This window comes from Sphingomonas kyeonggiensis, assembly GCF_030812785.1.
Classification (GTDB): domain Bacteria; phylum Pseudomonadota; class Alphaproteobacteria; order Sphingomonadales; family Sphingomonadaceae; genus Sphingomonas; species Sphingomonas kyeonggiensis_B.
Window position 1 is genome coordinate 237,583 of the sequence record NZ_JAUSTJ010000001.1, and the last position, 12,829, is coordinate 250,411.

Below are 12,829 nucleotides of genomic sequence, written 5' to 3' on the forward strand. Positions count from 1 at the left end.
GCGCCATTATCCTGGAGGCTGCCCGCACCAATCTCCTGTCGCGAAGGAGATTGCATCATGAAGACCTGGTTCATCACCGGCATTTCGCGCGGGCTCGGCCTTGCGCTGGCACAGGCGGCACTGGCGCGCGGCGACACCGTCATCGGCACCGTGCGCGGCGCGGCGCCCGAACTCGTGCAGGGCAGCGGCACGCTGCATGTGCTGCATCTCGACATGACCGATCCGGCGGCGATCGCCCCGACGGTCGAACAGGCCTTCGCGCTGACTGGACGCATCGACGTCCTCGTCAACAATGCCGGCTACGGCCTGCTCGGCGCGATCGAGCAGGCGAGCGATGCCGATGTCGCCCGGCTGTTCGAAGTCGACCTGTTCGGCCCCTTCCGCCTGATCCGCGCCGCGCTGCCCCGGCTGCGCGCGCAGGGCAGCGGCCATATCGTCAACGTCACGTCGATCGCCGGCCGTGCCCCGGGCGCCGGCTCGGGCCTCTACGCCTCGGCCAAATATGCGCTCGAAGGCCTCTCGGCCGCGCTCGCGCAGGAGATCGCCCCGCTCGGCATCCATGTCACCGCGGTGGCGCCGGGCGCCTTCCGCACCGACTTCCTGTCGAATCGCTCGATCCGCAAGAGCAGGGCGGACGCGAGCTATGCCGCGGTCGGCCGTTCCTCGGCGGCATTCGACGCGATGGCCGGCAAGCAGCTTGGCGATCCCGCCCGTGCCGCCGCCGCGATCCTCGCGCTGACCGATTCGGCCAACCCGCCGGTCCACCTGCTGCTCGGCAGCGATGCGCTGCGCCGGGCCCGCGAGAAGCTCGATGCGGTGATCGACGAGATCGATCGCTGGGAACCGGTCACCCTCGGCACCGACTTCGCGGAATAGCCGGCCTAGGGCGCGCCGATCGTTCCGCGCAGGAAGCCGCCCACGCGGCGCGCCCATTCTTCATCGTGGAAATTGCTGACCTTGCCATGGTCCAACCCCGGCACCAGCCACAGCCCCTTGCGGTTCGGCGCGGCCGCGAACAGCATTCGGGTCTCGACCGGCGGCGTATAGCGATCCTCCGCCCCGCCGATCACGAACACCGGCGCGCGAAAATCGCGGATCGCCGTGACCGGCGCGATCCGCGCGGGCCATACGCCATAGCGCGGCAGCGACTGGAGACTGAGCAGCGGTTCGCCGATCGTCCCGCCGACGCTTCCCAGCATCGCCGCCATCCGGTTGTAGATCGCATGGCGGATGTCGGGGAACACCGCGACCAGCACCAGCGCATCGGCAGGCACCGCGCCGTCGCGCCCGACGAGCGCCGCCGCCCCGCCCAGCGAGACGCCGATCACCCCGACCTTGGACTGGTGCTGCCGCGCCTTCAGCCAGTCGAAGGCGGCGCGCGCGTCGAGCCCCTCGTCCAGGCCATAACTATGGTCGGTGATCGCCGATTCGCCATGCCCGCGCAGATCGATGGTGAGCGCGGCAAAGCCCTGCGCGACCAGCGCCTCCGCCATCGGCGCAGTCTGATTCCGCGAGGCGCCGACGCCGTGGAGCAGCAGCACCGCCGGCGCATCGGGCCGGCGCCCGGGCCAGTACGTCCCGGCAATCGCGACGCCGTCGCGCGCCTTGAGCCGCACCGCCTGCGCGGGCGGCGGCACGGGATCGACCGCGGAGGCATGGCCAGCCGCAGCCATCGAGCCGAAGCGCCAGCTGGCGCCAAGCACAACCACCAGCAGCAGCAAAGCCGTCGCAATCGCCAGCCTGGTGCCCCGCCCCCGCAAGGTCCTAGCCGTCGCCGACGCGCTCGATATCGGCGCCGACCGCCTGAAGCTTCTCCTCGAGCCGCTCGTACCCGCGGTCGAGGTGATAGACGCGATTGACCTGGGTCTCGCCCTCGGCGGCGAGGCCGGCGAGGATCAGGCTCATCGAGGCGCGCAGATCGGTCGCCATCACCTGGGCACCGACCAGCTTGGTCGGCCCGTGCACCACGGCGGTGCGCCCGCGCACGTCGATATGCGCGCCCATGCGGGTCAGCTCGGGCACGTGCATGTAGCGGTTCTCGAAGATCGTCTCGGTGAACACGCTGGCGCCCTCGGCGACCAGCTGCATCGCCATGAACTGCGCCTGCATGTCGGTGGCGAAGCCCGGGAAGGGCGCGGTCGACAGCGTCAGCGGCTTGAGCGGGCCATTGGCGGCGACGCGGATGCCGGTCTTGGTCTCCTCGACCGTCACGCCGGCCTGGACGAGTGCGTCGAGCGTCGCGCGCATGTCGCCCGCCGCCGCGCCGACCAGCTCGATGTCGCCGCCGGTGATCGCCGCGGCACAGGCATAGCTGCCCGCCTCGATCCGGTCGGGCATCACCGCATAGGTCGCGCCGTGCAGGCGATCCACGCCTTCGATCTCCAGCCGCTCGGTGCCGATGCCGCCGATCCTGGCGCCCATCGCGACGAGCAGGTTGCACAGGTCGACGATCTCCGGCTCGCGCGCCGCATTGTCGAGCACGGTGGTGCCCTTGCAGGTCACCGCCGCCATCAGCGCATTCTCGGTCGCGCCGACCGAGACCACCGGGAAGCTGAATCGCCCGCCAGGCAGGCGGCCGCCAGGCGCCGTCGCCTTCACATAGCCGGCAGCCAGCTCGATCTCGGCGCCCATCGCCTCCAGCGCCTTCAGGTGCAGGTCGATCGGGCGGTTGCCGATCGCGCAGCCGCCCGGCAGCGACACCGTCGCCTCGCCCGCGCGGCCGAGCAGCGGGCCGAGCACCAGGATCGAGGCGCGCATCTTGCGGACGATGTCATAGGGCGCGACCGTCGAGGTCAGCTTGCCCGCGCGCACCGTCATCACCCGGCCGAAATCGGTCGGCCGCGTGCCTTCGATCGAGGTCGAGGCGCCCAGCTCGTTGAGCAGGTGCCCGAAGCTGTCGACATCCGCCAGGCGCGGCAGATTGCGCAGCGTCAACGGCTCGTCGGTGAGCAGCGCGCAGGGCATCAGGGTGAGCGCGGCGTTCTTCGCGCCGGATACGGGGATCTTGCCGGAGAGGCGGTTGCCGCCGCGAATGAGAATACGGTCCATGCCGGGCTTCTAATCGTTGGCCAGCGCCGCGCAAGTGCAGGCGTTTTTTACGGGCTTGATCGATTTTAATGCATTGATTCCACGGCACTGCTTTGCATCGGCGCTCGGGGGGAAGCCAGCGCGTGTCGGGCAGTTGTTTCGCGGAAATGTTGAGTCAGCTGATCGACCTCTCAACGGTCGAGCAGAAGGCGCTCGAAAAATTGGAGGAACGCCACCGGTCCGTGCGCCGGGGCGCAGTGTTGCAGCGTGAGAACGAAGGGAGCAACGAGCTCTACATCCTGCGCAAGGGCTTGATGATGAGCTATGTGCTGCTCGACGATGGCAGCCGGCAGATCCTGCGCTTCCTGTTCCCGGGCGACATGCTCGGCGTCTCCAGCGCGGTCTATCGCGAAGCTCCCGAGACGCTGGCTGCGCTTTCGGACTGCGTCGTCTGCCCGTTCGACCGTGCCGCGCTGTCGGACCTGATGCTCGAGCATCCCCGGCTCGGCGCGATGGTGCTGGTCTATTCGCAGATCGAGCGCGTGGCGCTCACCGATCGGCTCGCCGCGCTCGGCCGCACCAGCGCCAAGGCGCGCGTCGCCGCGCTGCTGCTCGACCTGCGCAACCGCCTGCGCGGCACAGACAAGGACCTGACCAACGTCTTCACCCTCGGCCTGACCCAGGAGGAAGTCGGTGACGCAACCGGGCTGACGGCAGTGCACGTCAACCGCATGCTGCGCCAGCTGGAGGAAGAGCATCTGATCGCGCGCGAAGGCGGCCGGGTGACCCTGCTCGACGAGCGCGCGCTCGCCCGTGCGGCCAATTATGTGAACCGCTACGAAGGGCTCGATCTCAGCTGGCTCCCCAAGGGGCCCTGAGTGGCTTCCGGTGATTTCGAGAAAAAGGGTGGGCCGGACGTCTGCGGTGACAAGCTCGCGCCGCCCGGCCCTTTGTTCCCGCCAAAACCCCCCGGTTCCCAGGAACTGCGGTCCTTCTACCGATTCGCGACTGGGCTGTGTCGCCCGGAAAAACGCCTATGGTGGAAGCCCTTAGGCAGAGGCGTAACGACAGCTTGCACGAACGGGAGCGCGCGGTCACCCTGGTCCGGCAAGGGGGATGCGCGATGAAGTGGCCAAGGGACATTCCGTTCGATCCGGCACGCAGGCGCTATTACCAGCTCGATTCGTCCTTCCGGCACAATCCGAGCGATTACGAACTGCTCAACCCGCTCGAAATCTATCCGGTCAGGACCACGCTGAGCGGCGACACCGTCCCGATCACCGCGGGACCGCGCAAATATGTCGCCTGGGGATCCCGCACCGAGAGCAGCTACGGCCTGCCCGCGCTGCGGGCCAAGCCCCGGGTGATCGTCGCCCATCGCAACAAGCCGCTGGACATCTACGGCTTCCTCACCCGCCGGCTGGTTTCCAGCCGGGCCCGGGAGTTGCTCCACGCAATCGACCCGGAGGGCTTCGACTTCGCCGAATGCGATACCGTCACCCGGGGAGGGCGCCCGATCGAACCCTATTGGCTGATGGACGTCGCCAGGCTCGCTCCCGGGTTCGACAAGTCGCGATCGGTATTCGACATCAGGCACGGCGAGGACGGAATTACCGGAGAGAAATATTCCTGGATCGGCGATCTCTACGACATCCACATGGCGCCCGACCTGCCCGCCGACCACCATGTCTTCCTGCTGCCAGAACACAGCCTCCACATGGTGTTCGACGAAGTGCTGGCCGATGCGTGGCGCGCCCATGGCTTTCTCGGCGCGGCTTTCCAGCCGATGCAGCCGCCCACGCGGCGCGAGCGGTCGCCGTCCGCCCTCCGGTACGCGAATTTCGACTATTGGGTTAATGGCCGGTTCCGCGAGCGGACGGCGGGCGCCTAGGCCGGGGTCACGCCTTCTCCAGCGTGCACTGCAGCGGGTGCTGGTTCTGCCGGGCGAAGTCGATCACCTGGCTCACCTTGGTCTCGGCGACTTCATAGCTGAACACGCCGCACACGCCCACGCCGCGCTGGTGGACATGCAGCATCACCCGCGTCGCCTCTTCCATGTCCATGCGGAAGAAGCGCTGCAGGCACAGCACGACGAACTCCATCGGGGTGTAGTCGTCGTTGAGCATGAGCACGCGGTAGGGCGTCGGCTTCTTGGTGCGGGTGCGCGTGGCAAGGCCGATCGAGGGGTTGTTCCCCCGATCGTCGTCATTGCCGTCTTCGGCCATGCGGATCTGAAATTTCACGGGATTTGTCACGGTGCGGAAAATATGGGTTCGCGTCCGCTAGGGCAAGGCCGCGGCGAACGCGTAAACCCCGATTGGGACCGGATAAAAGGAAAGGCGGCCCTTCCCGGAGGAAGGACCGCCCTGATTCCTGACTTCCGGCTGGCCGGAAGCGCCCGCTTACGCTGCGGTCTTCACCTTCTCGGCGGCGACGGCAACGCGGTTCGACAGCGGCTGGGCCGCGTCGCTGGCGAGCTTGATCAGCGCCTCGGTGTTCTTCGAAGCCTCGGCGACGTACGAGTCGAACGCGCCGCGGAAATAGTCGCTCTGCAGGCGGAAGAAATCGGCCGGCGACTTGACGGTGGCGAGGTTCTTCAGCGCGGCGGTCGCGCTCTCGAACGACTTGCGGCCGTACTCGGCGGCGTCCTGGCCCAGGCCCTCGAAGCCCTTGGCGGCGATGCGGCCCGACTCGACCAGCGCCTCGACATTGCCCTTGGCGAAGTCATTGGCTTCCTCGACCAGCTTGGTCGACTTCTCGACGGCGGCCTTGGTACGCTCGTTCCACTCGCCGAACAGGGCCTGGGCCTTGGCAGTGGCGTTCTCGACGGTGCTGTTGTCGAAGGTAGTTGCCATTTTCACGGTTTCCTTGACTGCCGGCGCGGCGAGCGTCTCTTCGACGGCTTCCACGGCGGTGGGTGCGGTTTCCGCGGCAGCCTCGATGACGGGCTCGACCACGGCTTCAACGGTTTCGGTCACTTCCTGCGGTGCTGCCTCGAGAACCGGGACCGGCTCGGCGAAGGGCACCTGGACAATCGTCTCGGCGGCCTCGACCGGCGCGGGCTTCTCAGCCTCGGGCACAGCAACTTTCCCTGGCGCGGCCTTGGCGCGCGCCGCAGGCTTCTGAACGACGGGCTTTGCCGCGCCGGACTTCGGTCCCTTGGTGGCCATGATGTGCCTTCCCTAAAGCTATTGCTGCGATGCAGCATGTAGGGACTTCTGCGCGGCAATGCAAGCACTTTTGTGCAGTGCACAAAAATACCCAAGCCCTTCAATTTAGATGATAAATCAGCGCGCCCGCACGTAGCTCCCCGGGGCATCCTCGATCGCCTCGAGCTTGCCCTTGCCGGGTATCCGCGCGCCCTTGACCGGGACCTTCGCGGCATCGAGCGCATCGAGCCAGCCGATCCAGTCGGGCCACCAACTCCCCTTAGTCTCTTTCGCTCCCGCAAAAAACTCGGTGAGCGTCTCAACCTTGTCCGAATTGGTCCAATACTGGTATTTTTGCGCCGAAGGGGGATTCACCACCCCGGCGATATGCCCCGATCCGGCCAGCACGAACCTGAGCGGCCCCTGGAAATAATGGGTGATCTTCCAGACGCTCTGCGCCGGCGCGATATGATCCTCGCGCCCGGCCTGGACATAGGTCGGCGTCCGCACCTTCGACAGGTCGAGCGGCGTCCCGCCGATCGCCAATGCGCCGGGCTGGACCAGCTTGTTGTCGCGGTACAGGTCGGTCAGGTAGCTCATGTGCCAGCTGGCCGGCAGGTTGGTCACGTCCGAGTTCCAGTGGAGCAGGTCGAACGGGGCATAGTCCTTGCCCATCAGGTAATTGTTGGTGACGTAGTTCCAGATCAGGTCGCGCCCGCGCAGCAGGTTGAACGTCGCTGCCATGTAGCGCCCGTCGAGAAAGCCCTCGGTCCCCAGGCTGCGGATCATCGCCAGCTGGTCGTCGTCGACGAACATGCCGAGCTCGCCCGCTTCGGAGAAATCGACCTGCGCGGTGAAGAAGGTCGCGCTCGCCACCTTCTCCGCTTCCCCGCGTGCATGCAGCACCGCCAGCGTCGCGGCGAGCGTGGTGCCGGCGACGCAATAGCCGATCGTGTGCACGCCCTTCACGCCGAGCAGCTCGCGCACCGTGTCGATCGCGTCGATCTGCCCGCGCTCGACGAAATCGTCCCACACCACGTCCTTCATCGACGCGTCGGCGGACTTCCAAGAGACGACGAACACGGTCAGCCCCTGCTCCACCGCCCAGCGGATGAAGCTCTTCTCGGGGTTGAGATCGAGGATGTAGAAGCGGTTGATCCAGGGCGGGAAGATCAGCAGCGGCGTCGCATAGACTTCCTTGGCGCCCTCCGCCGGCGCGTACTGGATCAGCTCGTAGAGCGGCGTGCGCTTCACCACCTTGCCCGGCGTCATCGCCAGGTTGCGACCGAGCTCGTACGCCCCCTCCGCCGTCTGGGTCATCTGGCCCTTGGCGAGGTCGCCCATCATGTTGCTGAGGCCCTTGAGCAGGCTCTCGCCCCTGGTCTCGACGATCTTCTCGAGCACTTCGGGATTGGTCGCGGGGAAGTTGGTCGGGCTCACCGCGTCGAGGAAGCCCCTGGTCGCGAAGCGCACCTGCTCCTTCTGTTTCGAATCCATCCCCTCCAGCGCATCGACGCCGCGCAGCATATGGTCGGCGATCATCAGATAGCTCTGGCGCAGGAAGTCGAACACCGGCTCCTCGCGCCATTGCGGCGCCTTGAAGCGCTTGTCGCGCGCCTGCTCGGGCGTCTCCTCGAAGGGCATCGCGTTCTGCGGATCGAGGAAGCGCTGCCACAGCTGCATCGTGTCCGACCAGAAATCGGTGGTCGCGCGGATCGCCGCTGTCGGATCGAGCATCGCGCCGAAGGGCGCTGCCGCCGGCATATGCTCCATCATGTCGAAGCCATGCTCAAGCATCATCTGCTGCGCGCGGCCCAGCACCCAGGTCCAATGCTGCAGGTCCGCAAGGTCGGGAATCGGCGGATTGGTCGTTTCGGCCATGCTTATCCTCTTCAAGCGCCGCTTTAGCGCACCACAGGCAACTCGTCATTCCCGCAGCCGCGAACATGGCGTAGGAGGTGCGCACGGCACAAGATCGTGTCGCGCTCCAACCCCTGAGAGATGAGGAAATGTCCGAAGAATTCTACCGCATGAAGCGCCTGCCCCCGTACGTCATCGCCGAAGTCAATGCGATGCGGGCAGCGGCGCGCGCGGCGGGAGAGGACATCATCGATCTCGGCATGGGCAATCCGGACCTGCCGCCGCCCCCGCACGTGATCGAGAAGCTGGTCGAAGTCGCGCAGAAGCCCGACGCGCATGGCTATTCCCAGTCCAAGGGCATTCCCGGCCTGCGCCGCGCCCAGGCCAATTATTATGCCCGCCGCTTCGGCGTCGAGATCGATCCCGAGACCGAAGTCGTCGTGACCATGGGCTCGAAGGAGGGTCTGGCCAGCCTCGCCACCGCGATCACCGCGCCGGGCGACGTCGTGCTGGCGCCCAACCCGAGCTACCCGATCCACACTTTCGGCTTCATCCTGGCGGGCGCGACGATCCGCGCGGTGCCGACCACGCCGGACGAGCATTATTTCGAGAGCCTCGAGCGCGCGATCGCCTTCACCGTACCGCGTCCCTCGATCCTGGTCGTCAACTATCCGTCGAACCCGACCGCCGAGACGGTCGACCTCGCCTTCTATGAGCGGCTCGTCGCCTGGGCGCGCGAGAACAAGGTGTGGATTCTCTCCGACCTCGCCTATTCGGAGCTCTATTTCGACGGCAAGCCGACCGTGTCGATCCTGCAGGTCAAGGGCGCCAAGGACGTGGCGATCGAGTTCACCTCGCTCTCCAAGACCTATTCCATGGCCGGCTGGCGCATGGGCTTCGCGGTCGGCAACAAGCAGCTGATCGCGGCGATGACGCGGGTGAAGTCGTATCTCGATTACGGCGCCTTCACCCCGATCCAGGCCGCCGCCTGCGCCGCGCTGAACGGCCCGCAGGACATCGTCGAGGCGAACCGCCAGCTCTACCACAAGCGCCGTGACGTGCTGGTCGAGAGCTTCGGCCGCGCTGGCTGGGAAATCCCCAGCCCGCCCGCATCGATGTTCGCCTGGGCGCCGCTCCCGCCCGCGCTCGCGCATCTGGGCAGCCTTGAGTTCTCCAAGCAGCTGCTCACCCATGCCAAGGTCGCGGTCGCGCCCGGCGTCGGCTATGGCGAGAATGGCGAAGGGTTCGTGCGCATTGCGATGGTCGAGAACGAGCAGCGCCTGCGCCAGGCCGCGCGCAACGTGAAGCAGTATCTCAAGTCGATGGGCGTCAACACCACGGCAAAGGCGGGCTGAGCCCCAGCCGGTGCCGCATATCGACCTGCTCTACTCGCTGGCCGGGGTGCTGGTCGGCCTGCTCGTCGGGCTGACCGGCGTCGGCGGCGGCTCGCTGATGACGCCTTTGCTGGTGCTCGTCTTCGGCTTCCACCCGGCCACCGCGGTCGGCACCGACCTGCTCTATGCCTCGGGCACCAAGGCGGTGGGCACCGCCGTCCATGGCTGGCGCGGGTCGGTCGACTGGCGGGTGGTCGGCCGGCTGGCAACGGGCAGCGTGCCGGCGACGATCCTCACCCTGCTCTACCTCGCCGCCGCGCACCGCGACGCCCGGGATACCGGCCATCTGATCTCGACGATCCTCGGCGTTACTTTGGTCCTCACCGCGATGGCGGTGTTCTTCCGCGTCCGCATCGTCCGCGCGGCGGGGCGGCGCTTCGCGAAACTGGACGAGCAGAAGGTCGCGGCGCTGACCGTGCTGCTCGGCGCCGTCCTCGGCGTGCTGGTCTCGCTCACCTCGGTCGGCGCCGGCGCGCTGGGGATGACCGCCTTGCTTGTCCTCTATCCCGGCTCGCCGGTCGCCCGGCTGGTGGGATCGGACATCGCGCATGCGGTGCCGCTCACCTTCATCGCCGGGCTTGGCCACTGGTCGATGGGCTCGGTCGACCTCGGCCTGCTCTTCACCCTGCTGCTCGGCTCGATCCCCGGCATCGTCGTCGGCAGCCTGATCGCCACCCGCGTCTCCGACCGGGTGCTGACCCCGATCCTCGCCACCGTGCTGGCGATCGTCGGCTTCAAGTTGCTGACCTAGGACCCCGCCTCTCTCTTCGTCACCCCGGCCTTGTGCCGGGGTCCACCGGGAGGCAAGTCATGGACAAGAGGCTCTACACCTGCGGGCGCGGCACAGTGGACCCCGGCACAAGGCCGGGGTGACGGCGTATCGATGCTAGTTGACGCGCCCTCCACACCGCGCCACCCCACTCCCATGCGCCAGGGCTTCCGCTTCTCCACGCGTTTCCGCGTCCGCTATTCCGAGATCGACGGGCAGAAGATCGTCTTCAACTCGCGCTATCTCGAATATGCCGACGTAACGCTCGGCGAGTTCTGGCGCTGGGCCGACCTGGGCGAGATCGGCCCCGACTGGCTCGACGCCGAATTCAACGTCGTCAGCGCCCGCGTCGACTATCGAAAGCCCTTCGTATTCGACGACATGGTCGAAGGCTTCGCCCGGGTCGAGCGCGTCGGTACCTCGAGCATGACGATGCGCATCGAGCTCTGCCACGCCGACACCGGCGAGCTGCACACCGAGATCGAGATGGTCAGCGTCCATGTCAACCTGGAGACGCGCAAGTCGAAGCCGATCCCGGAGAATGTGCGGGCACGGCTGGAGGGGCTCGGCGGCTAGTCCGCTAGCCTGCCTGCCATTTCGGGAGATCTGGTGCGCGCCGTAGCAATACGGACGGACGCCCTTGCTTGCCCCTTACCCTGAACATCCAAGCGTGAAGATGCAGGCTTGACAAAATGCATCATATATGACACATCCCCATTACCGGGCGGTGGTCCGGATAAAGTCCCTCCGATGGGCAAACACGCGGCAATCCCGCCGCACACAGAAAAGGAGATGCTTATGAGAAATAGAATGTTCGAAAGGCGAAGATATGAAGAAGGTTACATTCTATCAGACCGCTAATGGCAATCAGCTTGTAGCGGATTTCATCCGATCGCTTCCCGGTAATGACCGCAAGGTTGTCGGCACCGACTTGATGCGGCTGCAGATCGGCTACCCCATGGGCCCGCCTCTCTGCAAGCACATCAAGGGGCCTATCTGGGAGCTTCGGAGTACTGTTCCCTCCAAACGGGAGGTTCGGTTGCTCTACTTCTTTGATGCCAACAGTCAGCAGATCATCGTTGTTCACGCTTTCATCAAAACGACACGAACAACGCCAAAGTCTGACATCGATCTGGCGGATAAGAGGCGGAGCGAGTTTTAAGGAGTAAAAATGGTGGAGAAGCAGGGTCCTAGAGATCCTAGCAACTTTACGAGCCTGAACGATCTTCTGGATGAGGATGGCATTCGTGAAGAAGTCACCGCCATGGCGATCAAGCAAGTGATTGCTGACGCCCTTCGTGGGGCCATGAAGGATCATGGCCTCACGAAGGCTGCCATGGCAGAAAGAATGCAAACCAGCCGGAAGCAGCTCGATAGAGTGCTTGATCCGAACGAACACAATGTAACACTTGAAACGCTGGCTCGCGCAGCAAAAAGCGTTGGACGGACACTGAAGGTGGAGCTGGCATAAGCAGCTCCGCCTGCTTTTTATGCCTAGCGATGCAGAATATCGTTGCTTAACAACGCTCGCGAGCGAAAGGGCGAGCTGTTGAAGGGAAGCTACTCCGCCGCCTTCACCTCGGGCACGTCGTCGCTCACCACATCCTCCGGCAGCGCCCAGAGCAGGTCGCCCTTGCCCAGCGCCCGCCCGTCATGGCTCAGCACCTGGACGGCACGGATCGGCCGGCTGTCGCGCGCGTCGACCAGCACCGGATAGGCCGGAGTGCCCGTCTCCCAGCGCTCGCCCCATTGCCGCAGCGCGATCATCGCCGGCAGCAGCGCATAGCCCTTGTCGGTCAGGCGGTATTCGATCTTGCGGCGATCGTCGGCACAGGGCTCGCGAACCAGGATACCCTTGTCGACCAGCCGCGCCAGACGGTTGGCCAGGATGTTGCGGGCGATGCCCAGCTCGGACTGGAATTCCTCGAAATGATGCAGCCCGTTGAACGAGCCGCGCAGGATCAGGAACGACCAGCGCTCGCCCATCGCTTCCAGCGCGGCCGGCAGGCTGCAGTCACTGGCCAGTTGCCGCAGGGATTCTCGAATGGCACCACCCATGACTTGTCATCCTATCGCAAAAGCTGACGCTACGGAATGCCGTAACTTCTTGCATTGCAGCAAAAGTTTCTCGTTGCAACTTACTTCTATGTCAATTAGAAACTGAGTCGCGACTCCGGTCGCAGGTTCACGACCCCCAGGAGGATTTCCCATGACCCGCTTCTTCGCCGCAGCGGCCGCGGCCACGCTGGCCCTCGTCCCCGCCGCCGGCATCGCGCAGGGTGCCCCGAACGGCTATTACGCCGCCACCCCGGTCGCCGCGCCGGCCAAGACCAGCCTCGTCACCCGCTCGACGCTGTGGAAGTGCGGCGCCGGCACCTGCACCGCCGCCAAGGCCAATGCCCGTGACGGCATCGTCTGCGAGCTGGTCGCCCGCGAAGTCGGCAAGCTCTCGGCCTTCCGCGCCAACGGCACCGATTTCGACGCCGCCGCCCTCGAGAAGTGCAACGCCAAGGCGCACTGATCGGTATGGCGCCAGCGCCACACCAGCACCGATAAAGCAGTTGAGCGCGGTTCGGAACTTCCGGATCGCGCTCAATTTTATTGCAAAGCAACAGCCCCGGGCCCCATCT

15 protein-coding genes are annotated in these 12,829 nt (G+C 65.9%); 9 read left to right on the forward strand and 6 right to left on the reverse strand.

Going from position 1 to position 12,829, the window contains the following annotated elements; translation table 11 throughout:
* Nucleotides 1-57 precede the first annotated feature (57 nt).
* Entirely contained in the window at nt 58-876 is an 819-nt protein-coding gene (locus tag J2W22_RS01145) for an oxidoreductase (RefSeq protein ID WP_307116434.1), read from the forward strand.
* A 5-nt stretch (nt 877-881) separates the two neighbouring features.
* Here J2W22_RS01145 and J2W22_RS01150 read toward each other — a convergent pair whose 3' ends face one another.
* Both J2W22_RS01150 and murA read right to left on the reverse strand, forming a co-directional pair.
* Nucleotides 882-1,721 (reverse strand): alpha/beta hydrolase, encoded by an 840-nt coding sequence (locus J2W22_RS01150; RefSeq protein WP_307116435.1) that lies wholly within the window; start codon nt 1,719-1,721, stop codon nt 882-884.
* Between the two features lie 43 nt (nt 1,722-1,764).
* Nucleotides 1,765-3,048, reverse strand: coding sequence for a UDP-N-acetylglucosamine 1-carboxyvinyltransferase (murA, locus tag J2W22_RS01155; protein ID WP_307116436.1), 1,284 nt, complete (start codon nt 3,046-3,048; stop codon nt 1,765-1,767).
* A 146-nt stretch (nt 3,049-3,194) separates the two neighbouring features.
* Here murA and J2W22_RS01160 point away from each other — a divergent pair, with 146 nt between their 5' ends.
* The gene (locus J2W22_RS01160) at nt 3,195-3,905 is read left to right on the forward strand and encodes a Crp/Fnr family transcriptional regulator (RefSeq protein ID WP_307116437.1); all 711 of its coding nucleotides are present in this window, start codon (nt 3,195-3,197) and stop codon (nt 3,903-3,905) included.
* 245 nt (nt 3,906-4,150) lie between these two features.
* Nucleotides 4,151-4,918 carry an imm11 family protein gene (locus J2W22_RS01165; RefSeq protein ID WP_307116438.1) on the forward strand — a complete coding sequence of 256 codons (768 nt, stop codon included), beginning with the start codon at nt 4,151-4,153 and terminating at the stop codon, nt 4,916-4,918.
* 7 nt (nt 4,919-4,925) lie between these two features.
* Here the strand turns inward: J2W22_RS01165 and clpS are convergent, their stop codons facing one another.
* The 3 genes from clpS to J2W22_RS01180 all read right to left on the reverse strand — a co-directional run bounded on the left by clpS (nt 4,926) and on the right by J2W22_RS01180 (nt 8,057).
* The gene (gene clpS / locus J2W22_RS01170) at nt 4,926-5,252 is read right to left on the reverse strand and encodes an ATP-dependent Clp protease adapter ClpS (RefSeq protein ID WP_307117966.1); all 327 of its coding nucleotides are present in this window, start codon (nt 5,250-5,252) and stop codon (nt 4,926-4,928) included.
* 177 nt (nt 5,253-5,429) lie between these two features.
* Nucleotides 5,430-6,107, reverse strand: coding sequence for a phasin family protein (gene phaP / locus J2W22_RS01175; RefSeq protein WP_307116439.1), 678 nt, complete (start codon nt 6,105-6,107; stop codon nt 5,430-5,432).
* A 207-nt stretch (nt 6,108-6,314) separates the two neighbouring features.
* Nucleotides 6,315-8,057: a PHA/PHB synthase family protein gene (locus J2W22_RS01180; RefSeq protein ID WP_307116440.1), complete on the reverse strand. Its 1,743-nt coding sequence runs from the start codon at nt 8,055-8,057 to the stop codon at nt 6,315-6,317.
* Nucleotides 8,058-8,185: 128 nt separating this feature from the next.
* Between J2W22_RS01180 and J2W22_RS01185 the strand changes: the two genes are divergently transcribed.
* From J2W22_RS01185 to J2W22_RS01205, 5 genes are all read left to right on the forward strand, one after another.
* Nucleotides 8,186-9,391, forward strand: coding sequence for an LL-diaminopimelate aminotransferase (locus tag J2W22_RS01185; protein WP_307116441.1), 1,206 nt, complete (start codon nt 8,186-8,188; stop codon nt 9,389-9,391).
* A gap of 10 nt (nt 9,392-9,401) precedes the next feature.
* Nucleotides 9,402-10,181, forward strand: a complete 780-nt coding sequence (locus tag J2W22_RS01190; protein ID WP_307116442.1) for a sulfite exporter TauE/SafE family protein — start codon at nt 9,402-9,404, stop codon at nt 10,179-10,181.
* A gap of 132 nt (nt 10,182-10,313) precedes the next feature.
* Nucleotides 10,314-10,775, forward strand: a complete 462-nt coding sequence (locus tag J2W22_RS01195; RefSeq protein ID WP_307116443.1) for an acyl-CoA thioesterase — start codon at nt 10,314-10,316, stop codon at nt 10,773-10,775.
* Nucleotides 10,776-11,028: 253 nt separating this feature from the next.
* Nucleotides 11,029-11,361 carry a type II toxin-antitoxin system RelE/ParE family toxin gene (locus J2W22_RS01200; protein ID WP_307116444.1) on the forward strand — a complete coding sequence of 111 codons (333 nt, stop codon included), beginning with the start codon at nt 11,029-11,031 and terminating at the stop codon, nt 11,359-11,361.
* A gap of 9 nt (nt 11,362-11,370) precedes the next feature.
* Nucleotides 11,371-11,670, forward strand: coding sequence for a Fis family transcriptional regulator (locus tag J2W22_RS01205; protein ID WP_307116445.1), 300 nt, complete (start codon nt 11,371-11,373; stop codon nt 11,668-11,670).
* 89 nt (nt 11,671-11,759) lie between these two features.
* On the opposite strand, the gene J2W22_RS01210 is transcribed toward J2W22_RS01205, so the two are convergent.
* Nucleotides 11,760-12,257 (reverse strand): winged helix-turn-helix transcriptional regulator, encoded by a 498-nt coding sequence (locus tag J2W22_RS01210; protein ID WP_307116446.1) that lies wholly within the window; start codon nt 12,255-12,257, stop codon nt 11,760-11,762.
* 151 nt (nt 12,258-12,408) lie between these two features.
* Here J2W22_RS01210 and J2W22_RS01215 point away from each other — a divergent pair, with 151 nt between their 5' ends.
* Complete coding sequence (locus tag J2W22_RS01215) at nt 12,409-12,720, forward strand: CC_3452 family protein (protein WP_307116447.1); 312 nt, start codon at nt 12,409-12,411, stop codon at nt 12,718-12,720.
* Nucleotides 12,721-12,829: the final 109 nt, after the last annotated feature.